We start from the raw sequence: 20,968 nt of genomic DNA on the forward strand, positions 1-20,968 counted from the left end.
TCATGGCGAACATCAAGAAGGGTGACCTGGTCCAGGTCATCTCCGGCCGCAAGCAGGACAAGGGCGGCGACCGTGGCAAGCAGGGCAAGGTCCTCGAGGTCCTTCCCGAGTCGAACCGCGTGATCGTGGAAGGCGTGAACTACGCCACCAAGCACACCCGTGTCGGACAGACGCAGCGCGGCACCAAGACGGGCGGCATCGAGACCATCGAGGCCCCCATCCACATCTCGAACGTCGCCCTGGTCGACCCCGAGACGAAGAAGCCGACCCGTGTCGGTCACCGCGTCGAGGAGCAGGTCAAGGACGGCGTGAAGCGCACGGTCCGCGTGCGCTACGCGAAGAAGAGCGGTAAGGACCTCTGATGGCGGCTGCTGACGCCGCGGGCGCTGTCAAGGTGCAGCCCCGCCTGAAGGCGAAGTACAACAACGAGATCAAGAAGGCTCTGCAGGACGAGTTCGGCTACGAGAACGTCATGCAGATCCCCGGCCTGGTCAAGGTCGTCGTCAACACCGGTGTCGGTGAGGCGGCGCGCGACTCCAAGGTGATCGAGGGTGCGGTCGACGACCTCACCAAGATCACCGGCCAGAAGCCGATCGTCACGAAGGCCCGCAAGTCCATCGCGCAGTTCAAGCTGCGCGAGGGTCAGCCCATCGGCGCCCACGTCACCCTCCGCGGTGACCGCGCTTGGGAGTTCGTGGACCGCCTCGTGAACCTCGCGCTGCCCCGTATCCGCGACTTCCGCGGTCTCTCGGACAAGCAGTTCGACGGCAACGGCAACTACACCTTCGGTCTCACGGAGCAGAGCGTGTTCCACGAGATCGACCAGGACAAGATCGACCGCGTCCGCGGTTTCGATATCACTGTCGTCACCACAGCGAAGAACGACGACGAGGGCCGTGCGCTCCTGCGCCACCTCGGCTTCCCGTTCAAGTCGAACGACGTCCAGGCGTAAGTCAGGTTCTGAAGACCGGATCCCGGGAATCCTCCTGGGATCCGGTCTTCGGGCGTGTCCCGCGTGACGTACAATTGAAAATTGCGTGCTCATCGCAGGCCGTCTGCCCTGTAACGGCAGCCGGAACCTCATGAACGAAAGAAGAAAACTATGACGATGACAGACCCGGTCGCAGATCTGCTGACCCGTCTGCGCAACGCGAACTCGGCGCACCACGACTCCGTGACGCTGCCGTCGAGCAAGCTGAAGACCCACATCGCCGAGATCCTCCAGCAGGAGGGCTACATCGCCGGCTGGGAGGTCACCGACGCTCGTGTCGGCAAGAACCTCACCATCTCGCTGAAGTACGGCCCGAACCGCGAGCGGTCGATCGCCGGCATCAAGCGCGTCTCCAAGCCCGGTCTCCGCGTGTACGCGAAGTCGACCGAGCTTCCCAAGGTCCTCGGCGGCCTCGGCGTCGCGATCCTGTCCACCTCCTCGGGGCTCCTCACGGACCGCCAGGCAGAGCAGAAGGGCGTGGGCGGAGAAGTTCTCGCCTACGTGTGGTGATCTGAAAATGTCGCGTATTGGACGACTTCCCATCGAGATCCCCGCGGGTGTGACCGTTACGGTCGACGGCCGCGAGGTGACGGTGAAGGGCCCGAAGGGCGAGCTCTCGCTCACCGTGGCTTCCCCCATCGAGGTGTCGGTCGAGGAGAACCAGGTTCTCGTCACCCGCCCGGACGACGAGCGCGCCTCGCGTTCGCTGCACGGTCTGACCCGCACCCTCATCAACAACGACATCATCGGCGTGACCCAGGGCTACTCCAAGGGCCTCGAGGTCGTCGGCACCGGTTACCGCGTCCAGCAGAAGGGCAGCTCGGTCGAGTTCGCCCTCGGCTTCTCGCACCCGGTCCTGGTCGACCCGCCCGCCGGCATCACCCTGACGGTCGAGGGCACCAACAAGCTCACCGTCAGCGGCATCAGCAAGCAGGCCGTCGGCGAGGCGGCTGCGAACATCCGCAAGATCCGCAAGCCCGAGCCGTACAAGGGCAAGGGTGTGCGCTACGCCGGCGAGGTCGTGCGTCGCAAGGCCGGAAAGGCTGGTAAGTAACCATGGCTGTGAAGTCGAAGTCCGACGCACGTTCGCGTCGTCACGCCCGCCTTCGCAAGAAGATCCAGGGCACCGAGGTGCGTCCGCGCCTGGTCGTCACCCGTTCGGCCCGCCACGTCTTCGTGCAGCTGGTCGACGACAGCAAGGGCCACACCGTGGCCAGCGCCTCCACCCTCGAGACCGACCTGCGCGCGTTCGACGGTGACAAGACCGCCAAGGCCCGCAAGGTTGGCGAGCTCGTCGCCGAGCGCGCGAAGGCCGCCGGTGTCTCGGAGGCCGTGTTCGACCGCGGTGGCAACCGGTACGCCGGTCGCGTCGCGGCCATCGCCGAGGGCGCCCGTGAAGGGGGTCTGGCACTGTGAGTGACATCAAGGAGAACGAAGTGACCGAGACGGCTCCTGCAGCCGAGAACGCGGCCGGTTCCGAGGCCCCGCAGCGCGACGAGCGCCGCGGGGGCCGTGGTGGCCGCGACCGCGGCCAGGGCGGTCGTGACCGCAACTCCCGCGACCGTGGGGACAACCAGTTCCTCGAGCGCGTGGTGACCATCAACCGCGTGTCGAAGGTCGTCAAGGGCGGCCGTCGCTTCAGCTTCACCGCGCTCGTCGTGGTGGGTGACGGCAACGGTCTCGTGGGCGTCGGCTACGGCAAGGCCCGCGAGGTCCCCCTCGCCATCTCGAAGGGTGTCGAGGAGGCCAAGCGCAACTTCTTCCGCGTGCCGCGCTCCGCGAGCACCATCCCGCACCCGGTGCAGGGCGAGGCCGCTGCCGGCGTCGTGCTGCTGCGTCCGGCTGCCGCCGGTACCGGTGTTATCGCCGGTGGTCCGGTCCGCGCCGTGCTCGAGTGCGCCGGTATCCACGACGTGCTGTCCAAGTCGCTCGGCTCGTCGAACACGATCAACATCGTGCACGCGACCGTGGAGGCCCTGAAGCAGCTCGAGGAGCCCCGTGCGGTCGCCGCGCGTCGTGGCCTCGAGTTCGACCAGGTCGCCCCGGCGCGTCTCGTCCGCGCAGAGGCTGACGCCATCGCTGCGCAGAAGGCAGGTGCCTGATGGCTGCGCGTCTGAAGGTCACGCAGGTCAAGTCCAAGGTGAGCGAGAAGCAGAACCAGCGTGACACGCTGCGTTCGCTCGGCCTCAAGCGGATCGGCGACTCGGTCGTCCGTCCCGACGACGCCCAGACCCGCGGCTACGTCCGCGCGGTCGCTCACCTCGTCAAGGTTGAGGAGATCGACTAATGGCTGAGAAGAAGGAAGCGGCCACCAAGACCGCAGCCAAGAAGCCGGCCGCCAAGAAGGCCGAGGAGACCACGGTCTCCCGTCCCGGCGTCCTGAAGGTGCACCACCTGCGTCCGGTCCCCGGCGCCAACACCGCCAAGACCCGCGTGGGTCGCGGTGAGGGCTCCAAGGGCAAGACCGCCGGTCGCGGCACCAAGGGCACCAAGGCCCGCAACACCGTCCGGGTCGGTTTCGAGGGTGGGCAGATGCCGCTGCACATGCGCACCCCGAAGCTGCGCGGCTTCAAGAACCCGTTCCGCGTGGAGTACCAGGTCGTGAACCTGGACAAGCTCGCCGAGCTCTACCCGGCCGGTGGCGACGTGACCGTCGCCGACCTGGTCGCCAAGGGTGCGGTCCGCAAGAACGAGAAGGTCAAGGTCCTGGGCAACGGCGACATCGCCGTGGCGCTGACCGTGTCGGTCGACAAGGTCTCCAGCTCCGCGGAGCAGAAGATCGTCGCCGCCGGCGGATCCGTCAAGTAACACGCGTCGAGAGGGGCCGGAGATTTCTCCGGCCCCTCTTGCGTTACCCTGGGTAATTGACTGTCCCTCGTCGGGCATCATCCCTGTTCAGGAAGGCAAGCTTTTGTTCAGCGCCATCGCGCGGATCTTCCGCACGCCGGATCTTCGACGCAAGATCGGCTTCACGATCGCGATCATCGCGATCTACCGCCTCGGATCCACCGTGCCCGCTCCGTTCGTGAGCTTCCCCAACGTCTCCGAGTGCCTCGCTCAGAACAGCGGCACCGAGGGTCTGCTCGGGCTCGTCAACCTCTTCTCCGGCGGCGCGCTGCTGAAGCTGTCGATCTTCGCGCTCGGCGTCATGCCGTACATCACGGCCTCGATCATCACGCAGCTGCTGCGCGTCGTCATCCCGCACTTCGAGGCTCTGCACAAGGAGGGCCAGGCCGGCCAGGCCAAGCTCACGCAGTACACCCGCTACGTGACGATCGCCCTCGCACTGCTGCAGTCCACGACGCTCGTCACCGTCGCCCGCACCGGTCAGCTGTTCGGCCAGACCGGCGTCGCCGCCTGCAACCAGCTGCTCACCAACGACGTGTGGTGGGCGCAGCTGCTGCTCATCGTCACGCTGACCGCCGGCACCGGCCTCATCATGTGGTTCGCCGAGCTCGTCACCGAGAAGGGCATCGGCAACGGCATGTCGCTGCTCATCTTCACCTCGATCGCCGCGACCTTCCCCGGCGCCATGTGGGCGATCTGGCAGACGAAGGGCTTCGAGGTCTTCCTGCTCGTGCTCCTCATCGGCATCGTCGTGATGACGCTGGTCGTCTTCATCGAGCAGTCCCAGCGTCGCATCCCGGTGCAGTACGCCAAGCGCATGGTCGGCCGTCGCACCTACGGCGGCACGAACACCTACATCCCGATCAAGGTGAACATGGCGGGCGTGATCCCGGTCATCTTCGCCTCGTCGCTGCTGTACATCCCGATGCTGGTGGCGCAGTTCAACATCCCGCAGAACGGCAAGCCCGCGCCGGCCTGGGCGACCTGGATCCTCACGTACTTCGTGAAGGGCGACCACCCGCTGTACATGGCCGTGTACTTCCTGCTGATCATCGGGTTCACCTACTTCTACGTCGCGATCACGTTCAACCCGACCGAGGTCGCGGACAACATGAAGAAATACGGCGGCTTCATCCCCGGCATCCGCGCGGGACGGCCCACGGCCGAGTACCTCGACTACGTGCTCACCCGCATCACCCTGCCGGGATCCCTGTACCTCGGCATCATCGCGCTCATCCCGCTGATCGCCCTGGCCACGGTCGGCGCGAACCAGAACTTCCCGTTCGGCGGCGCCTCGATCCTGATCATCGTCGGTGTCGGTCTGGAGACGGTCAAGCAGATCGACGCGCAGCTGCAGCAGCGACACTACGAAGGGCTTCTCCGATGACGGCATCCGCCACCTCCACCGCACGCCTGCTGATCGTGGGCCCGCAGGGTTCCGGCAAGGGCACGCAGGGAGCGCGGATCGCCGAGGCCTACGGCATCCCCGTGGTCTCCACGGGCGACATCTTCCGCGCCAACATCAAGGAGGGCACGCCCCTCGGCAAGCAGGTCACGGCCATCCTCGACGCCGGCGATCTGGTCTCCGACGAGCTCACCGGTGCGCTGGTGCGCGACCGGCTCTCGCAGCCCGACGCGGAGGCGGGCTTCCTGCTCGACGGCTACCCGCGCAACGCGGCGCAGGTCGAGGACCTCGACGCGTTCCTGGGAGAGCAGGGGGTCGGGCTCGACGCCGTCATCCTCCTCGACGTGCCGCGCGAGGAGAGCATCGCCCGCATCACCGTGCGTGCGGCGGAGCAGGGGCGCGGCGACGACACCCCGGATGCCATCGAGAAGCGCCTGGACATCTACGAGGCGCAGACGGCGCCGATCCTCGAGGTCTACGGCGCCCGCGGCATCGTCGACCGGATCGACGGCGTCGGCAGCCTGGACGAGATCACCGAGCGCATCTTCGCGGCGCTGAGCGCCCGTGGCCTCGTGCGCACGGCTGCGGTCTGACGTGGCGTTCCGCCGCTCCATCTACAAGAGCCGCGCCCAGCTGGAGGCGATGGTCGAGCCAGGGCTCATCACCGCCGCCGCGCTGGCCACGGTGCGTGATGCGGTACGCCCCGGGATCACCACGGGCGAGCTCGACGCCATCGCCGACCGTGTGATCACCGATCGCGGCGCCGAGTCGAACTTCAAGCTCGTGCGCGGATACCGGCACACCACCTGCATCTCCGTGAACGACCAGGTCGTGCACGGGATCCCCGGATCCCGCGTGCTGCAGCCGGGCGACATCGTCTCGATCGACTGCGGGGCGCAGTACCGCGGCTGGAACGGCGACAGCGCCATCACCGTCATCGTCCCGGGTTCCGACGACGCCGCCCTCGCGGGCATCCGCGAGACGCTGTCGGACGTGACCGAGGGATCCATGTGGGCCGGCATCGCCGCGATGGCGACCGCTACGCACCTCGGCGACATCAGCGCGGCCATCGAGGACCACATCCTCGCCGCAGGTCCCTCGCCGGTCTCCGGCAAACCGTACGGGATCCTGCGCGAGTACGTCGGCCACGGCATCGGCCGCAAGATGCACGAGGCACCCAGCCTGTTCAACTACCGCACGTCCGACCGCGGTGCCGAGGTGCGTCCCGGCCTGGTGCTGGCGATCGAGCCCATGGTCACCGCGGGCTCGGAGCGCACCTACGTCGAGGACGACGACTGGACCGTCACCACGACCGACGGCTCGGACGGCTCGCACTGGGAGCACAGCGTCGCGCTGCACGACGACGGCATCTGGGTGCTCACGGCCGCGGACGGCGGTGCGGCGGGCCTCGCCCCGTTCGGGATCACGCCAGCGTCGATCGCGTAGCGCGCTCCGTCGGGCGCCGCATCGGTCGGACCTGAACTTCGCGAGAAACCAGATCCAGCATGAAACCCGTCTTCTGTGCGTAGGTCTCATGCTGGATCTGGTTTCTCGCGGGCGACGGAGCGAAGGCGAGAGACCTCGCGAGGGCGGCGGTGCAAGGTTGCGAGCATTGCGGTCTCGCGGGGACGCACGAGGGGCACGCCGGCGGCACCCAGGGCGCGGCACAGCGGGTCGATTCTCCACGCGTCGGCGAGTTCCCATCTGGCGAACGGGTGGCCATGCCGTCGAAGCCGATCTTCTCGCCGCTTCTCCTCGCGCAGATGCTCGGCAGCCGTCTCCGGGTCCCTCAGCTCGTATTTCCCCCAACCGTCCGATTCACCCACGGCGCCGACCGAGCGAAACAGGAAGTCGACTCGGTCGACGACTCCCTCGTAACGGAACTCGGGCTGCAGCTCCGGGACCTCGTAACCGCACCAGGAGATTACGGCACGGCTGACGCTCTCGGCCGGCGACTCCGAGCGACCGTCGGCCTGCTCCCACAGCCGGCGCAATTGGGCAGAACCACGCGAGGTGGCCTGCGCCGCTGCGTGCGAGCGCAGAATCTCGATCCGCTGCGTGCCGCCCTGCCGTGACGAGATCGCGGCGTCGACGACGGCGAGCGCCTGCGCAGGCGGTAGGACCCGCGCCAGATCCACCGTGGTGTCAAGCAACGACGTGACCAACAGCGAGCCTCGGCGCTCGACGGTCCGGGGATCCGTGCTGGTGTGCACGCAGACGTCGCCGAAGCGCCGTGAATGCGCGCGGCCGGGGTCGAAGACGTGGATGTCCCGCGCCTCGCCGAAACGCGGCAGCCCATGAGCGACCGCCGCGGACTCCAGGCACAGCACGGCGTCCGGATGGGTCCGCGCGAAGGCGTGCACCCGCGCGGCGTAGAGGTCCCAAGGTGCAAGCTCCGCGTAGGGCTTCGTCGGCGCATAGACCCCGGCGCGGATCCGCCGATACGCCGAGGTGTCGAGCTCAATCCCGCGAGCACGCGCCTCGGCCCGCGTCACCAGGGGTATGGGGGAGACCAGCGTGGCGCGGTCGGCAAGCGCAAGCGGCATGTGACCAGAGTGCGTGACGCCGGCCGGGCAGAACGGGCGTCCCCGGTTTCGGTGCACAACGTGGCACGCCGGCACACTGTGTAGGGCGGAGCCGCCACCGCGAGAAACCGAATCCAGCATGAGACCCACGTTCTGCGGGTAGGTCTCATGCTGGATCTGGTTTCTCGCCGGAGGGAGCCGCGAGCACGCGCCTCGGCCCGCGTCACCAGGGGTATGGGGGAGACCAGCGTGGCGCGGTCGGCAAGCGCAAGCGGCATGTGACCAGAGTGCGTGACGCCGGCCGGGCAGAACGGGCGTCCCCGGTCCGCAGGTCGCTGCCGGCGTCGCCAGGCTCGACGATGCGATCGCGAAGATCGAGCCCGTGCTGACCCCGGTGCACAACGCCCTGACGATCCTGCCGAAGGCGCTCACGGCACGGCGCAAACGTCTCCCACGGGCCTCAAAGGCTGCGCACGGCACAATGGGAGGACATAGCTGAGCGGATCCGTCGGGCGGGTCCGGACAAGGAGACACACACATGGCCGCTGCCAAGGGCAGGACCAACGGGTTCGCCATCGGAATCACCGCCGCCGTCGTCGCCGTGCTCATCGCACTGGTCGGCGTCGTCGTCTGGCTGAACAACAAGGCCACGGACGCGGGTCCGGCGCCCAAGAGCTCGATCATCAACTCCGAGACCGGGGCCGTGACCACGGGCACGGGCAAGGAGAAGGTCGCGCTGTATGTCGACTTCCAATGTCCGATCTGCAAACAGTTCGAGACCGAGTACGGCTCCACCCTGCAGTCGCTCGCGAAGGAGGACAAGATCACGCTCGAGTACCACCCGATCGCGATCCTGGACCGCTACTCGCAGGGCACCAACTACTCGTCGCGCGCCGCCGCTGCGGCGTACGCCGTGGCGCAGGAGAACCCGGACAAGTTCCTCGACTACCTCAACATCCTGTTCGAGAACCAGCCGACCGAGAACACTCCGGGACTCACCGACCAGCAGCTGATCGACTACGCCAAGCAGGTCGGCGCCGACAAGGCCGAGGCCACCATCAAGGCGAACACGTTCTTCAAGTTCCCGACGGCGCAGGCCACCGCGCACAAGATTCAGGGGACGCCGACCATCGAGATCAACGGCGAGCGCCTCGACACCAGCAAGCAGGCCGACGTCGCGAAGCTGCAGAAGATCGTCGACCAGAAGTAACTCCCGCATTTTGCGGATCCGCGGATCCGGACTACCATAGATCTTTGGTGCTTTGCGCCTTGATCCGGCGTGTCCGGATCCGCATCCACCACACCACCCACCCACCGCAGATCGACCGGTCTGCACAAGCGTCAGCGAGGCTATGGCTAAGAAAGACGGTGTCATCGAGATCGAGGGCGTCGTGTCCGAGGCGCTGCCCAACGCGATGTTCCGCGTTGAGCTCACGAACGGGCACAAGGTCCTTGCAACGATCTCCGGCAAGATGCGGCAGAACTACATCCGCATCATCCCCGAGGATCGCGTCGTCGTGGAGCTCTCGCCCTACGACCTCACGCGCGGCCGCATCGTCTACCGCTACCGCTAGGCCGGTCGAGAAGTAACACCCCAGGCGCTCGCGCCTGCCCGGTGAAGACAGCGATAAGGAAACAACATGAAGGTCAACCCCAGCGTCAAGCCGATCTGCGACCACTGCAAGGTGATCCGTCGCCACGGCCGCGTCATGGTGATCTGCAAGAGCAACCCGCGCCACAAGCAGCGCCAGGGTTGAGCCTTCGGGCTCCGGCCCGAAGCTCTCGCGATCTCACAACTCAATACGACTACGGCAGGATCAGAACCCTGCACGGACCGGGGCCCCTCGACGGGCGCATCGGACCGGGCAGGGGGACACCTCGGGCGGAGGCCCGGGCACCGATCCTGCTCCACACCTCCACAACACTCCAGGAGTTACCGCATGGCACGTCTTGCCGGCGTCGACATCCCGCGCGACAAGCGCGTGGTGATCGCCCTCACGTACATCTACGGCATCGGCCGTACCCGCTCGGTCGAGATCCTCAAGGCCACCGAGATCGACGAGTCGATCCGCGTCAAGGACCTCACCGACGACCAGCTCGTCGCCCTCCGCGACTACATCGAAGGCACCTACAAGGTGGAGGGTGACCTCCGTCGTGAGGTCGCCGCCGACATCCGCCGCAAGGTCGAGATCGGCTCCTACGAGGGTCTCCGTCACCGCCGTGGCCTGCCGGTCCGCGGTCAGCGCACCAAGACCAACGCGCGCACCCGCAAGGGCCCGAAGCGCACCGTCGCCGGCAAGAAGAAGGCCCGCTAAGCGGCCAGGGATTAGGAGAACACTTTCATGGCTGCACCCAAGGCCGCCGCGCGCAAGCCGCGCCGCAAGGAGAAGAAGAACATCGCGCTGGGCCAGGCCCACATCAAGTCGACGTTCAACAACACCATCGTCTCGATCACCGACCCGTCCGGCGCTGTCATCAGCTGGGCCTCGTCCGGTGGCGTGGGCTTCAAGGGCTCGCGCAAGTCGACGCCGTACGCCGCCGGCATGGCCGCGGAGTCCGCTGCCCGCCAGGCGCAGGAGCACGGCGTCAAGAAGGTCGACGTCTTCGTGAAGGGTCCGGGCTCCGGCCGCGAGACCGCGATCCGCTCGCTGCAGGCCGCCGGCCTCGAGGTGGGTTCGATCCAGGATGTGACGCCGCAGGCGCACAACGGCTGCCGCCCGCCGAAGCGCCGCCGCGTCTGACATCGCTTCGAGGCGTGCTTCGGGCCCTTCGACGAGCTCAGGGACCGGAGCACGCCTCTGCGCGAACTTCTTCACAACTCAAGACCTCACCCACACGTGTCATATAGCGGGCACGTGATCGAAAGGAACACACAGTGCTCATCGCACAGCGTCCCACTCTCACCGAGGAAAAGATCTCCGAGAACCGCAGCCGGTTCGTCATCGAGCCGCTCGAGCCCGGTTTCGGCTACACGATCGGCAACGCGCTGCGCCGCAGCCTGCTCTCGTCGATCCCCGGCGCGGCCGTGACGAGCGTCCGCATCGACGGCGTCCTCCACGAGTTCAGCACCATCCCCGGTGTGAAGGAGGATGTCACCGAGATCATCCTCAACATCAAGCAGCTGGTCGTCTCCTCGGAGCGCGACGAGCCCATCACCGCCTACCTGCGCAAGACGGGCGCCGGTGAGGTCACCGCGGCGGACATCTCCGCTCCGGCTGGCGTCGAGGTGCACAACCCCGAGCTGGTCATCGCGACCCTCAACGACACCGCCAAGTTCGAGCTCGAGCTCACCATCGAGCGCGGCCGTGGCTACGTGTCGGCGGCGCAGAACCGCAGCGAGTACGCCGAGGCGGGCCAGATCCCGATCGACTCGATCTACTCGCCCGTGCTCAAGGTCAGCTACCGCGTCGACGCCACCCGCGCCGGCGAGCGCACCGACTTCGACAAGCTCGTGCTGGACGTCGAGACCAAGAACTCGATCCTCCCGCGCGACGCCGTCGCCTCGGCCGGTCGCACGCTGACCGAGCTGTTCGGTCTCGCCCGCGAGCTGAACGTCGAGGCCGAGGGCATCGAGATCGGCCCCGCGCCGGTCGAGGCCGTGCTCTCCAACGAGCTGTCGATGCCGATCGAGGACCTCGACCTGTCGGTCCGCTCGTACAACTGCCTCAAGCGCGAAGGCATCAACACGGTTTCGGAGCTCGTCGCCCTCTCGGAGACGCAGCTCATGAACATCCGCAATTTCGGACAGAAGTCGGTGGACGAGGTGCGCGACAAGCTCGTCTCGCTCGGCCTGTCGCTGAAGGATTCGGTGCCCGGTTTCGACGGCGCCCACTTCTACGGCGGCTCCGAAGACGAGTCCTTCTGATACCCGAACCTTTCCGATCCAGGAGCTAGAGAACTATGCCCAAGCCCACCAAGGGTCCCCGCCTCGGAGGCGGCCCCGCCCACGAGCGTCTGCTGCTTGCGAACCTGGCTGCCCAGCTGTTCGTGCACAAGTCGATCAAGACCACCGAGACCAAGGCCAAGCGCCTGCGTCCGCTGGCTGAGCGCCTCGTCACCTTCGGCAAGCGCGGCGACCTGCACGCGCGTCGTCGCGTGCTGTCCGTGCTGCGCAACAAGGAGGCGACGCACGTGCTGTTCGCCGAGATCGCGCCGCTCGTCGCCGAGCGTGAGGGCGGCTACACCCGCATCACCAAGGTCGGCAACCGCAAGGGCGACAACGCCCCCATGGCCGTGATCGAGCTCGTGCTCGAGCCGGTCGCGCCGAAGGTCAAGAAGGCTGCTGCGAAGCCCGCCGCCAAGAAGGCGGAGAAGGCTGCTCCGGCCGCCGAGGTCGTGGAGGAGGAGGTCGTCGAGACCCCCGCCGAGACCGAGGTCGTCGAGGAGACCGTCGAGGCTCCCGCCGCTGAGGCCGCTGAGGCTCCGGCCGACGCCGAGGCTCCGGCCGAGGACGCCGCGGAGAAGAAGGCCGAGTAAGGCCCTCGCTCGTTCGAAGCCCGTCGTCCCCCTTGCGGGGCGGCGGGCTTCGTCGTTCCCCGGGGGGCGTGCGGTCTACCCTCCACGGGCCCCAAGGGCGAGACTCCGTTTTCAGCATGAGACGCACCAGCAGCGGGTAGGTCTCATGCAGAAAGTGGAGTTTCACGCGTCCGCGGCGTGGTCAGGCGCGAGCGCCGTCGACGCGTACGCGAGCGCCAGCGGGCGCAGGGTCGGCGCGTCAGGGAGCCGGGCAGATCACGATGCCTGAGGATGCGGCGAGGGGGGATCCGGTCTCACAGGATCCGAAGGTGAGGATCGGGGTGTGCTGCATGGCGGGGGCGTCGAACAGCCCCACGTGGGCGCCGGTCAGCACCACGGCCGAGACCGGCCCGCCCCAGGGCTTCGCCGCCAGCCACCGCACGTCGTGATCGCGCATCCACTCGGCGAGCGGCGCGACGGCGGCCCGCTGCTCGGCGAGGGTCTCGGCTGTCGTCGGCCGCAGCGCGCGCGCGGTGTCGCCGAAGGCTCCCGCAGCCACTACGACGCCCAAGACCGCCGCCGCGACGACCGCGTAGGCGCGCACGGGTCCGCGTCCGGCCGGCGGCGTGCGCCGGCGCCAGAGAGCCGTCACGGCGCGCACCGAGATCGCGGCGAGCACGGGGGAGAACGCGAACACCCCGACCGCCGGGTGCCGCACCCACAGCGGCAGCTGGGCGGCCTGCGCCCACCAGCCGACGAACGCGAGCAGGCCCACGGCGGATCCGAATCCGAGCGCGAGCAGCTGCGGATCGCGCTCCCACCAGCGCTGCGTCTGGGGAGCGGGCGAAGGCGCAGCGTCGGCGGGATCCGGGCCCTTCGACGGGCTCAGGGACCGGACCGACGGCTCCAGGGGCCGGGCCGACGGCTCCAGGGACCGAACCGACGGCTCCAGGGGCCGGGCCGACGGCTCCAGGGACTGAACCGAGCGGCTCAGGGAGCGGGCCGACGGGCTCAGGGGCCGGACGGGGACGGCTGCCCAGGCCACAGCGACCACCGCCAGCACGACTGCGGCGGTCATCAGCCACCACGGCACGAACCACGACCCTGCGAGCGTGCCCAGCTTCTGCGGCACCGTGGTCGGCGCGTAGTGCTGGCCGCCGCTCAGCAGGAAGCCCCCCAGGGCGCGCACATGGCGCACGTATCCGGCTACGCCCAGGGACACTAGGGCGACGAGCTCCAGCAGCAGGGTCGGCGCGGCTGCCAGCACGAGGGGCGCCCAGGCGCGGCGCAGCGCGACGGCGAAGCGCTGCCGGAACGGCGCCGCGGGCGTCAGCAGGAACAGCGCCACCGCGAACGCCGGCAGCGCGAGCAGGGCGATGAGCTTCGCCTGCACCGCCAGCCCGAGGAGGAGGCCCGCGAGCCACGCGCGGCGCGGCAGCGCGATCAGCGCCCACACGATGAACGCGGCCGCGGCGGTCTCCCCGAGCAGGTCCGCCGGGCCCTGGATCGGCGACACGCTCTCGGCGGTGTTGAATGCGAGGGGCAGCGCGACCGCGACCAGGGCCCCGAAGCGGCCGGCCACGCGTCGCCCGAGCACCGCGCAGCCGATGAGCAGCAGCACCCAGTAGGCGAGCGGCACGAGCCGGGCGCCGATCACCGGATCCGCGCCCAGCGCCAGCACCCCGGCGACCGGCAGCAGCACCACGGGACCGGTGGAGATGCGCGGATCGAACGGCGTGAGCGTCGAACCGGACAGCGTGCCGTCGCTCGTGTAGCCGAGACCGGCCAGCAGGTTCCGCGGCACGGTGAGGTTGAACGCCTCGTCCTCCCAGAACCGCAGCACGGTCAGGCTGTGCCACATCACGATCGCGTTCGCGACGACGAGCAGCACGAGCAGGATCCAGAAAGCGGCTCCGGCGAGGCGGTGCATCATGCGGATCCGGATCCGTCGGCAGCTGAGGAGGCGGACGCACGACCCGATCCGGATCCGCCGGCGTGCGGCTCGTCGGTGCGGGCGAACGAGAGCGCCCGCAGGGGCGCGCCGGGGCGCAAGGACCAGTCCCACACCTCGCGCAGCGCATCGAGGGCGAACCGCACGAGCTTGCGCGGCGGCAGCGAGGGGCGCGCAACCCGGCCCCACATGGTGCCGGTGCTCGAGGCGCCGCGGCGCGGGATGGAGCGCACCCGCAGATACCGCACGGTGAGTCCGGCCCGCACCTCGGCGAGCGAGAAATGCACGTGCGGCACGAGCGCGTCGGAGGGCACCGCGTTGACCAGCAGCTGGAGCGCCTCCGGGCGGTACACGCGCAGGGGCGTGTTCACGTCGGGCACGCCCCGCCCGACGAAGGTCGCGATGAGCAGCCGCACGCAGGCGGTGAGCGCGCGCCGGTACCAGGCGTCGGTGCGCGAATGGCGCACGCCGTGCACCACGTCGGCACCGGTGTTGCCGAGGGCCTGCGCGGCTGCCGCGATCTCTGAGCCGAGGAACTGCCCGTCGCCGTCGACGTGCACCACGGCATCGGGGGAGAGGGCGAGGCCGGCGCGGTACGCGGCAAGGGCGGTGGGGCCGTGGCCCCGGTTCACCGGCTGGGTCTGCACGTCGACGTCCGCGATCCCCGAGAGCGCGGCGGCGGTGCCGTCGGTGGAGCGGTCGTCGGCGACGACGAAGGTCACCCGCTCCGCGAGCGGAACGAGGGCCGAGCGGATCTCGTCGATGAACCCGCCGATGCCCTCGGCTTCGTTGTAAGCCGGCATCACGACGGCCAGATGGGCGTACTGCACTCGAACCTCAGATGTCGGCGGATGAGGAGGCGGAAAGCGCCGCGCCTTCCCCCGGGTATTCTAGTAGGGCTATGGATCGCCGCTCCCGGTTGCGCCGTCTGGCGGGAGTCGGCACCCGCTTCCTGATCGTCGGCGGTATCAGCACCCTCATCGAGGTCGGCGCCTTCAACCTCTTCGTCTACGCCTTCGGGTGGGACCTCGTCGTCGCGAAGGTCGGCGCCTCCCTGGTCGCCCTGATCAACGCCTACTTCGGCAATCGCGAGTGGGCGTTCCGGCACCGCGACCGCCGCGGACGCGTGGCCGAGATCGTGCTCTTCCTCGGCGTGAACCTGGTCTGCACCCTGCTCGGCGCGGGCCTGGTGTGGCTCGGTGCCGAGGCGGTCGAGGTGCTCACCGGGCATGCGCCGGGGCCGGCGCTCGTCAACATCGTGAACCTCGGAAGCATCGCGGTGATCGTGGTCGTGCGCTTCCTGCTGTACCACTACGTCGTGTTCCGGCACGCGCCGAAGGCCGCGCCGAGCGACGTCTCGGCCTGAGGGCCGCCCGCTCCTGCTCGCGCGACGCGGCGAACGGATCCGATCCGCTCAGCTCGCGCGGGCGCGCAGGTCCTTGCGGAGGATCTTGCCCGACGCCGACTTCGGGATCACGTCGATGAACTCGACCAGGCGCACCTTCTCGTGCGGGGCGACGTGCGCCGCGACGTGGGCCTTCACGCCGTCCTCGTCCAGGGACGCACCGGACTGCAGCACCACGAACGCCTTCGGCACCTCCTGGCCGTCCTCGTCGGGTGCACCGATCACCGCCGCGTCGGCGATCGCCGGATGCTCCAGGAGCACCGCCTCGAGCACGGCCGGCGCGACCTGGTAGCCCTTGTACTTGATGAGCTCCTTGAGGCGGTCCACGATCCGGAACACGCCCTCGGCCGTCACCGTGGCGACGTCGCCGGTGTGCAGCCAGCCGTGGGCGTCGAGCATCTCGGCGGTCGCGTCGGGGCGGTTCAGGTAGCCCTTCATCACCTGCGGGCCGCGGATCAGCAGCTCGCCGGGTTCGCTCGGGCCCTCGGCGGGCACGGCGACGTCGGATCCGTCCTCGGCGATCAGACGCGCCTCCGTGTTCGGGATGAGCAGGCCCACGGAGGAGAGGTCGATGTCGTCGCGCTCGAGCGGGATGGTGTGGGTCACCGGGCTGGTCTCGGTCATCCCGTAGCCCTGCCGCACGGCGCAGTCGAGGCGTTCGGCGACCGCGTGGGCGAGCGCGCCGTCCAGCGGTGCGGCGCCGGAGAACACCACCTTGACGGAGCTCATGTCGTACTGCCCGACCAGCGGGTGCTTGGCGAGGGCGACCGCGATCGGCGGCGCGATGAACAGCCACGTGGTGCGGTGCTCCGCGATGATGCGCAGGAACTCGACGAGGTCGAACTTGGGCATCGTGACGAGCGTGGCGCGCAGCCGTACCGCGAGGTTCAGCAGCACGGTCATGCCGTAGATGTGGAAGAACGGCAGCACGGCGAGGACCCGGTCGTCATCGTTCAGGTCGATCGAGATCGTGCTCTGCGCGACGTTCGCGATGAGGTTGCGGTGCGTGAGCATGACGCCCTTGGGGCGGCCGGTGGTGCCGGACGAGTACGGCAGCACCGCGACGTGCGTGGCGGGATCGAACGACACCTCCGGCGCGGGGCGGCCCTCGGCGAGCAGGTCGCGCAACGACGGGTGCCCCTCCGCGCCGTCGAGGACGATGAGATGGTCGGCGGGAAGGCCGAGCTGCTCCGCGGCGGCCCGAGCCTGCGGCAGCAGCGGGCTGACCGTGATGAGCCAGGCTGCGGAGGCGTCCCTCAGCTGGTTCGCGATCTCGTCGGCCGTGTACAGCGCGTTGATCGTGGTTGCCGTGGCGCCGGCGCGCAGGATCCCGTGGAACACCGTCGCGAACGCAGGCACGTTCGGGCAGAGCAGGCCCACGGCGTCGCCCACGCCGATCCCGCGCGCGGCGAGAGCGCCGGCGAAGAGGTCGATCTGGCCGACGAGCTGGCGGTACGTCGTCTCCGCTCCGGACATCCCGTCGATGAGCGCGACCCGGTCCAGGTCGTCCTCGGATATGCCGCCGAAGAGGTATTCGTGGATGGAGACCGCGGGGATCTCGACATCCGGGAACGTGCTGCTGACCATGGGATCTCCTTCGATCTCGGTCCTCGCCGCCGGCTCGGGCGCCGACGCTGGCTTCCTGCGATTCAGTGTCGCACATATTGAGACTGAGTCCCAGGGCGGATCCGGATCCGCACCGGTGCCGGAACCGTCCCGGAGCCACATTCTGCCGCACCGCACCACACTCCTGCACTCGCTACCCTGGATCCGTGCGCATCCGTCTCGACATTGCCTATGACGGCACTCATTTCCGGGGCTGGGCGAAGCAGCCGGGGCTGCGCACTGTGCAGGGCACGCTCGAGGAGGCCCTCGCGCGGATCGTCGGCCCGGGCGCCGGCGCAGAGCCCGGCGACCCGCACGCGGGGCCGCGGCTCGTCGTCGCCGGACGCACCGACGCGGGCGTGCACGCCACCGGGCAGGTCGCGCACGTCGACCTGGACGACCGGCAGTGGGCGCGGGTCGTCACGCGCAACGGCAGGGCGGCGATGGATCCCGCCGGCTCGCTCGCATCCCGGATCCGCGGCGTGCTGGGACAGTACCCGGATGTCACGGTCTCGCGCAGTTCGCTCGCGCCGGAGGGCTTCGACGCCCGGTTCTCGGCGGTGTGGCGCCGCTACCGGTACCGGCTCGCGGACGCCCGCGCCGGATACGACCCGCTGCTGCGGCACGACACCACGACCATCCGAGCGGCGCTCGACGAGAGTGCGATGGACGCCGCCGCCCGGACGCTGATCGGCCTGCACGACTTCGCCGCGTACTGCAAGCCGCGCGAGGAGGGCACGACGATCCGCACACTGCTGGACTACCGGTGGACGCGGGATCCGGCCGGCGTGCTCGTCGCCGAGGTGAAGGCCGACGCGTTCTGCCACAGCATGGTGCGCGCGCTCGTGGGCGCCTGCGCGGCCGTGGGGGAGGGGCGCCTCGAGGTCGGCGACCTGGTGCGGCTGCGCGACGAGCTCACCCGCACCAGTGCGTTCAAGGTGCTCGCCGCGCGCGGGCTCACGCTCACCGAGGTGGGCTACCCGGCGGACGAGCTGCTGGCCGCGCGCGCCGAGCAGACCCGCAACCGCCGCGACAACGACGACGACTGACCCGGATCCGCCGGTGGTCGCTGAGCCTGTCGAAGGGACCTCGCGTGCCCGGGCGCTTCGACAAGCTCAGCGACCGTGGATCGGATCCGCCGGTGGTCCCTGAGCCTGTCGAAGGGACCGCGCGTGCCCGGATCCGGATCCGCCCCTGGTCGCTGAGCCTGTCGAAGGGACCTCGCGTGCGCCCGGATCCGGATCCGCCGCTGGTCCCTGAGCCTGTCGAAGGGACCTCGCGTGCCCGGACCCGGATCCGCATCCCAACATCCGATGAACTCCGGCTTCTGCTCAGGAAGGCGACGGCGCGCGCGAGTACCGTGGTGGCGTGCGGATCATCTCCTACAACCTGCGCAAGCACCGGGCGGCGCATGAGCTCGACGACCTCGTCGACGCGCACGACCCGGATGTGCTGTGCCTGCAGGAGGGCGACACGGCGTCGCTGCCGGAGCGCACCGGGGATCTGGTGCTCGCGCACACCACGCAGCGCAATCGGCTGGGTCTCGCGATCTACTACCGCGAGAACCGGTTCCGCCTCGTCGACATGGCGGCCGTCTCGGTGAAGAAGTCGCTGCACGACCACGTGCTGCGCCCCGCGCACGAACGACTGCTGGGTGTGCGGCTGCGCGACATCGACGCCGGGCGCGACTTCCTCGTCGCCTCGCTGCACGCGGCACCGCTCACGGCCCGCAACGCTCTGCGACGGGATCAGATCCGCGCCGCGCTGTCGGAGCTCTCGGAGCTCGGCTGGGGGCTGCCGCAGCTCATCGTCGGCGACTTCAACTACCCGGTGTTCAAGGAGCGGCTCAGCGAGCACATGCGCGACGTCGGCTACGAGCTCGTGATGAGCGACCAGCACACGTACACGCGGTACCGGGTGTTCCGCGGTTTCTACGACTTCGCCGCAGCATCCGGGTTCGTGGTGGAGTCGGTGCGCACGCTGCCGCAGGGGGAGTCGGATCACATGCCGATCCTGGTGACGGCCACCCCGACGTAGCCCGCGCCGCCCGCCGCGACGTAGCCGACCCCGACGTAGCCGACCCCGCCGACCCCGACGTAGCCGACCCCGCCGACCCCGACGTAGCCCGGCGCCGCCCGCACCCGTGTTCAGGTCGCATTTTCGGCTGTTCCCGCCAACGGGAAGCGCAGTTTTCGCGACCTGAACCATAGGGCCAAGGGCCAGGGGCCGGGATACAGGCATCGGACGGCCGGGGATCCCGCATCCGACCCGGGTGTCACGCCAACCGTTCACCGGCTGGTCGCCGGAGAGACGCCTGCCCGACGCACGCCGGTGAGACGGGCGCGGTGTGGTGTCCTCATGCGGATGTCTGTGATCGGCTGCGGGTATCTCGGCGCCGTGCACGCGGCGGCGATGGCGTCGATCGGCCACGACGTGGTGGGTATCGACACGGACCCCGAACGGATCTCCGCGCTCGCCGCGGGTCGGGCGCCGTTCTTCGAGCCCGACCTGGACGCGCTGCTGGCCCAGGGCGTCGCAAGCGGCAGCCTGACGTTCAGCGCCGACATCGCGGACGCCCGTGGCGCCGAGCTGCACTTCCTGGCCGTCGGCACCCCGCAGCAGCCCGACGGATCGGCCGCCGACCTGCGCTACGTGCATGCCGCGGTCAACGCGCTGCTCCCGCACCTGCGCCCGGGCGACGTGGTGGCGGGCAAGTCGACCGTTCCCGTGGGCACCGCCGCGGGCCTCGCCGAGCGCGTGGCGGCCGTGGGGGCGACCCTGGTGTGGAACCCGGAGTTCCTCCGCGAGGGCTGGGCCGTGCGCGACACTCTGCACCCGGACCGCCTCGTGGTCGGCGCGGCCGCCGGTGCGGAGGGCGACCGGGCCGTCGCGGTGCTGCGGGAGGCGTACGCCGATGCGATCGCCGGGGGGAGCCCGTTCCTGGTCACCGACCTGGCCACCGCCGAGCTCGTGAAGGGAGCGGCGAACGCGTTCCTCGCCACGAAGATCTCGTTCATCAACGCGATGGCGGAGATCGCCGAGGCCGCCGGCGCCGACGTCACGCGGCTCGCCGACGCGATCGGGTACGACGAGCGGATCGGGCGGCGCTTCCTCGGCGCCGGGATCGGGTTCGGCGGCGGCTGCCTGCCCAAGGACATCCGCGCCTTCGCCGCGCGGGCAGAGGAGCTGGGCCGCGGAGCGTCGGTCGGGTTCCTCCGCGAGGTCGACGCGATCAACCTGCGCCGGCGCGAGCACGCGGTGCGGCTCGTCGTGGACGCGTTCGGCGGCAGCGTCGTGGGCAAGCGCATCACGATGCTCGGCGCGGCGTTCAAGCCGCACAGCGACGACGTGCGTGACTCGCCGGCGCTGGAGGTCGCGATCCGGCTGCGCGGCATGGGCGCGAAGGTGCGGGTGACGGATCCGGAGGCGCTGCGCAATGCCGCCGCCGTGCACCCGCAGCTGAAGTACGTCGCGGACCGCGACAAGGCCCTGAAGGGCGCGGATGCGGTCGTGCTGGTGACGGAGTGGGATCTGTACCGCCGCGAGTTGACGCCGGAGCACGCCTCCGCTCTCACCCGGGGCCGGATCATCGTCGACGGCCGCAACTGCCTGGATCCGGAGGAATGGCGGGCGGCGGGCTGGACGTACCGGGGCATGGGGCGGCCGTAGGCGCATCCCGGGCATCGCTGTGTCCTGCGTCGGGGAGGCGGCCCAGGAGGAGCCGACGCCTCGCGCCCTGTGGCGGACGAGTCGCGACCAGGATCCCGGGAACGGATCCGCTTCT

At 69.4% G+C, this 20,968-nt stretch carries 27 protein-coding genes; 22 read left to right on the forward strand and 5 right to left on the reverse strand.

The genetic code is table 11. From position 1 onward, the window contains the following. Positions 1–2 precede the first annotated feature (2 nt). The 11 genes from rplX to map all read left to right on the forward strand — a co-directional run bounded on the left by rplX (position 3) and on the right by map (position 6,689). Positions 3–362 carry a 50S ribosomal protein L24 gene (rplX, locus tag AERO9AM_RS03185; RefSeq protein ID WP_159574853.1) on the forward strand — a complete coding sequence of 120 codons (360 nt, stop codon included), beginning with the start codon at positions 3–5 and terminating at the stop codon, positions 360–362. Next, positions 362–952, forward strand: a complete 591-nt coding sequence (gene rplE / locus AERO9AM_RS03190; protein ID WP_159574854.1) for a 50S ribosomal protein L5 — start codon at positions 362–364, stop codon at positions 950–952. The genes rplX and rplE overlap by 1 nt, the downstream gene beginning before the upstream one ends. Positions 953–1,102: 150 nt before the next feature. Further along, positions 1,103–1,501, forward strand: a complete 399-nt coding sequence (rpsH, locus tag AERO9AM_RS03195) for a 30S ribosomal protein S8 (protein ID WP_159574855.1) — start codon at positions 1,103–1,105, stop codon at positions 1,499–1,501. 7 nt (positions 1,502–1,508) lie between these two features. After that, complete coding sequence (gene rplF / locus AERO9AM_RS03200) at positions 1,509–2,045, forward strand: 50S ribosomal protein L6 (protein ID WP_159574856.1); 537 nt, start codon at positions 1,509–1,511, stop codon at positions 2,043–2,045. A gap of 2 nt (positions 2,046–2,047) precedes the next feature. Beyond that, complete coding sequence (rplR, locus tag AERO9AM_RS03205) at positions 2,048–2,407, forward strand: 50S ribosomal protein L18 (RefSeq protein ID WP_159574857.1); 360 nt, start codon at positions 2,048–2,050, stop codon at positions 2,405–2,407. Next, a complete protein-coding gene (gene rpsE, locus AERO9AM_RS03210; protein WP_045249911.1) occupies positions 2,404–3,093 on the forward strand; it encodes a 30S ribosomal protein S5 in 690 nt (229 codons plus the stop codon). The genes rplR and rpsE overlap by 4 nt, the downstream gene beginning before the upstream one ends. After that, entirely contained in the window at positions 3,093–3,278 is a 186-nt protein-coding gene (gene rpmD / locus AERO9AM_RS03215; RefSeq protein WP_045249910.1) for a 50S ribosomal protein L30, read from the forward strand. Before rpsE ends, rpmD begins: the two co-directional genes overlap by 1 nt. Further along, positions 3,278–3,799, forward strand: coding sequence for a 50S ribosomal protein L15 (gene rplO, locus AERO9AM_RS03220; protein ID WP_159574858.1), 522 nt, complete (start codon positions 3,278–3,280; stop codon positions 3,797–3,799). Before rpmD ends, rplO begins: the two co-directional genes overlap by 1 nt. Before the next feature lie 103 nt (positions 3,800–3,902). Beyond that, entirely contained in the window at positions 3,903–5,225 is a 1,323-nt protein-coding gene (secY, locus tag AERO9AM_RS03225) for a preprotein translocase subunit SecY (RefSeq protein ID WP_159574859.1), read from the forward strand. Beyond that, the gene (locus AERO9AM_RS03230) at positions 5,222–5,836 is read left to right on the forward strand and encodes an adenylate kinase (RefSeq protein ID WP_159574860.1); all 615 of its coding nucleotides are present in this window, start codon (positions 5,222–5,224) and stop codon (positions 5,834–5,836) included. The genes secY and AERO9AM_RS03230 overlap by 4 nt, the downstream gene beginning before the upstream one ends. Before the next feature lies 1 nt (position 5,837). After that, on the forward strand, positions 5,838–6,689 hold the full coding sequence (gene map / locus AERO9AM_RS03235) for a type I methionyl aminopeptidase (protein ID WP_159574861.1): 852 nt from the start codon (positions 5,838–5,840) through the stop codon (positions 6,687–6,689). An 86-nt stretch (positions 6,690–6,775) separates the two neighbouring features. Here map and AERO9AM_RS03240 read toward each other — a convergent pair whose 3' ends face one another. Further along, on the reverse strand, positions 6,776–7,789 hold the full coding sequence (locus tag AERO9AM_RS03240; RefSeq protein ID WP_159574862.1) for a hypothetical protein: 1,014 nt from the start codon (positions 7,787–7,789) through the stop codon (positions 6,776–6,778). Between the two features lie 517 nt (positions 7,790–8,306). Between AERO9AM_RS03240 and AERO9AM_RS03245 the strand changes: the two genes are divergently transcribed. The 7 genes from AERO9AM_RS03245 (at position 8,307) to rplQ (ending at position 12,244) form a co-directional block, all read left to right on the forward strand. Next, positions 8,307–8,978: a DsbA family protein gene (locus AERO9AM_RS03245; RefSeq protein WP_159574863.1), complete on the forward strand. Its 672-nt coding sequence runs from the start codon at positions 8,307–8,309 to the stop codon at positions 8,976–8,978. Positions 8,979–9,120: 142 nt separating this feature from the next. Next, complete coding sequence (gene infA / locus AERO9AM_RS03250; protein WP_005050493.1) at positions 9,121–9,342, forward strand: translation initiation factor IF-1; 222 nt, start codon at positions 9,121–9,123, stop codon at positions 9,340–9,342. Positions 9,343–9,408: 66 nt separating this feature from the next. Then, positions 9,409–9,525, forward strand: a complete 117-nt coding sequence (gene rpmJ, locus AERO9AM_RS03255) for a 50S ribosomal protein L36 (RefSeq protein WP_005050492.1) — start codon at positions 9,409–9,411, stop codon at positions 9,523–9,525. Positions 9,526–9,708: 183 nt separating this feature from the next. Next, positions 9,709–10,083: a 30S ribosomal protein S13 gene (gene rpsM, locus AERO9AM_RS03260; RefSeq protein WP_159574864.1), complete on the forward strand. Its 375-nt coding sequence runs from the start codon at positions 9,709–9,711 to the stop codon at positions 10,081–10,083. 27 nt (positions 10,084–10,110) lie between these two features. After that, positions 10,111–10,509: a 30S ribosomal protein S11 gene (gene rpsK / locus AERO9AM_RS03265; protein ID WP_045249905.1), complete on the forward strand. Its 399-nt coding sequence runs from the start codon at positions 10,111–10,113 to the stop codon at positions 10,507–10,509. 134 nt (positions 10,510–10,643) lie between these two features. Continuing rightward, the gene (locus tag AERO9AM_RS03270) at positions 10,644–11,633 is read left to right on the forward strand and encodes a DNA-directed RNA polymerase subunit alpha (protein ID WP_159574865.1); all 990 of its coding nucleotides are present in this window, start codon (positions 10,644–10,646) and stop codon (positions 11,631–11,633) included. Between the two features lie 35 nt (positions 11,634–11,668). Beyond that, positions 11,669–12,244 carry a 50S ribosomal protein L17 gene (rplQ, locus tag AERO9AM_RS03275; RefSeq protein WP_159574866.1) on the forward strand — a complete coding sequence of 192 codons (576 nt, stop codon included), beginning with the start codon at positions 11,669–11,671 and terminating at the stop codon, positions 12,242–12,244. A 238-nt stretch (positions 12,245–12,482) separates the two neighbouring features. On the opposite strand, the gene AERO9AM_RS03280 is transcribed toward rplQ, so the two are convergent. Together AERO9AM_RS03280 and AERO9AM_RS03285 are read right to left on the reverse strand one after the other, a co-directional pair. Then, positions 12,483–14,156, reverse strand: coding sequence for a hypothetical protein (locus AERO9AM_RS03280; RefSeq protein ID WP_201298570.1), 1,674 nt, complete (start codon positions 14,154–14,156; stop codon positions 12,483–12,485). Then, the gene (locus tag AERO9AM_RS03285; RefSeq protein ID WP_159574867.1) at positions 14,153–15,004 is read right to left on the reverse strand and encodes a glycosyltransferase family 2 protein; all 852 of its coding nucleotides are present in this window, start codon (positions 15,002–15,004) and stop codon (positions 14,153–14,155) included. The genes AERO9AM_RS03280 and AERO9AM_RS03285 overlap by 4 nt, the downstream gene beginning before the upstream one ends. Positions 15,005–15,075: 71 nt before the next feature. On the opposite strand from AERO9AM_RS03285, the gene AERO9AM_RS03290 reads away from it, so the two are divergent. Beyond that, on the forward strand, positions 15,076–15,540 hold the full coding sequence (locus AERO9AM_RS03290; protein WP_159574868.1) for a GtrA family protein: 465 nt from the start codon (positions 15,076–15,078) through the stop codon (positions 15,538–15,540). A 48-nt stretch (positions 15,541–15,588) separates the two neighbouring features. Here AERO9AM_RS03290 and AERO9AM_RS03295 read toward each other — a convergent pair whose 3' ends face one another. Further along, positions 15,589–17,166, reverse strand: a complete 1,578-nt coding sequence (locus AERO9AM_RS03295; protein WP_159574869.1) for an AMP-binding protein — start codon at positions 17,164–17,166, stop codon at positions 15,589–15,591. A gap of 185 nt (positions 17,167–17,351) precedes the next feature. Here AERO9AM_RS03295 and truA point away from each other — a divergent pair, with 185 nt between their 5' ends. Together truA and AERO9AM_RS03305 are read left to right on the forward strand one after the other, a co-directional pair. Further along, positions 17,352–18,233, forward strand: coding sequence for a tRNA pseudouridine(38-40) synthase TruA (gene truA, locus AERO9AM_RS03300; protein ID WP_159574870.1), 882 nt, complete (start codon positions 17,352–17,354; stop codon positions 18,231–18,233). Between the two features lie 319 nt (positions 18,234–18,552). After that, positions 18,553–19,221, forward strand: coding sequence for an endonuclease/exonuclease/phosphatase family protein (locus AERO9AM_RS03305; protein WP_159574871.1), 669 nt, complete (start codon positions 18,553–18,555; stop codon positions 19,219–19,221). Here the strand turns inward: AERO9AM_RS03305 and AERO9AM_RS03310 are convergent. Beyond that, positions 19,185–19,325, reverse strand: coding sequence for a hypothetical protein (locus AERO9AM_RS03310; RefSeq protein WP_159574872.1), 141 nt, complete (start codon positions 19,323–19,325; stop codon positions 19,185–19,187). The two genes, AERO9AM_RS03305 and AERO9AM_RS03310, sit on opposite strands and share 37 nt — an antisense overlap. A 217-nt stretch (positions 19,326–19,542) precedes the next feature. On the opposite strand from AERO9AM_RS03310, the gene AERO9AM_RS03315 reads away from it, so the two are divergent. Beyond that, the gene (locus AERO9AM_RS03315; RefSeq protein ID WP_159574873.1) at positions 19,543–20,853 is read left to right on the forward strand and encodes a UDP-glucose dehydrogenase family protein; all 1,311 of its coding nucleotides are present in this window, start codon (positions 19,543–19,545) and stop codon (positions 20,851–20,853) included. Positions 20,854–20,968: the final 115 nt, after the last annotated feature.

The organism is Microbacterium sp. 8M (genome assembly GCF_902506375.1).
Classification (GTDB): domain Bacteria; phylum Actinomycetota; class Actinomycetes; order Actinomycetales; family Microbacteriaceae; genus Microbacterium.

Coding starts and splice junctions, on each gene's coding strand:
- AERO9AM_RS03295 (WP_159574869.1), bottom strand. CDS start 17,166: ATGGTCAGCAGCACGTTCCCGGATGTCGAGATCCCCGCGGTCTCCATC.
- rpsM (WP_159574864.1), top strand. CDS start 9,709: ATGGCACGTCTTGCCGGCGTCGACATCCCGCGCGACAAGCGCGTGGTG.
- rpsH (WP_159574855.1), top strand. CDS start 1,103: ATGACGATGACAGACCCGGTCGCAGATCTGCTGACCCGTCTGCGCAAC.
- AERO9AM_RS03230 (WP_159574860.1), top strand. CDS start 5,222: ATGACGGCATCCGCCACCTCCACCGCACGCCTGCTGATCGTGGGCCCG.
- infA (WP_005050493.1), top strand. CDS start 9,121: ATGGCTAAGAAAGACGGTGTCATCGAGATCGAGGGCGTCGTGTCCGAG.
- rplE (WP_159574854.1), top strand. CDS start 362: ATGGCGGCTGCTGACGCCGCGGGCGCTGTCAAGGTGCAGCCCCGCCTG.
- AERO9AM_RS03315 (WP_159574873.1), top strand. CDS start 19,543: ATGCGGATGTCTGTGATCGGCTGCGGGTATCTCGGCGCCGTGCACGCG.
- rplF (WP_159574856.1), top strand. CDS start 1,509: ATGTCGCGTATTGGACGACTTCCCATCGAGATCCCCGCGGGTGTGACC.
- rplR (WP_159574857.1), top strand. CDS start 2,048: ATGGCTGTGAAGTCGAAGTCCGACGCACGTTCGCGTCGTCACGCCCGC.
- rpmJ (WP_005050492.1), top strand. CDS start 9,409: ATGAAGGTCAACCCCAGCGTCAAGCCGATCTGCGACCACTGCAAGGTG.
- AERO9AM_RS03290 (WP_159574868.1), top strand. CDS start 15,076: ATGGATCGCCGCTCCCGGTTGCGCCGTCTGGCGGGAGTCGGCACCCGC.
- rplQ (WP_159574866.1), top strand. CDS start 11,669: ATGCCCAAGCCCACCAAGGGTCCCCGCCTCGGAGGCGGCCCCGCCCAC.
- AERO9AM_RS03245 (WP_159574863.1), top strand. CDS start 8,307: ATGGCCGCTGCCAAGGGCAGGACCAACGGGTTCGCCATCGGAATCACC.
- rplX (WP_159574853.1), top strand. CDS start 3: ATGGCGAACATCAAGAAGGGTGACCTGGTCCAGGTCATCTCCGGCCGC.
- AERO9AM_RS03280 (WP_201298570.1), bottom strand. CDS start 14,156: ATGATGCACCGCCTCGCCGGAGCCGCTTTCTGGATCCTGCTCGTGCTG.
- rpsK (WP_045249905.1), top strand. CDS start 10,111: ATGGCTGCACCCAAGGCCGCCGCGCGCAAGCCGCGCCGCAAGGAGAAG.
- rpmD (WP_045249910.1), top strand. CDS start 3,093: ATGGCTGCGCGTCTGAAGGTCACGCAGGTCAAGTCCAAGGTGAGCGAG.
- rplO (WP_159574858.1), top strand. CDS start 3,278: ATGGCTGAGAAGAAGGAAGCGGCCACCAAGACCGCAGCCAAGAAGCCG.
- AERO9AM_RS03240 (WP_159574862.1), bottom strand. CDS start 7,789: ATGCCGCTTGCGCTTGCCGACCGCGCCACGCTGGTCTCCCCCATACCC.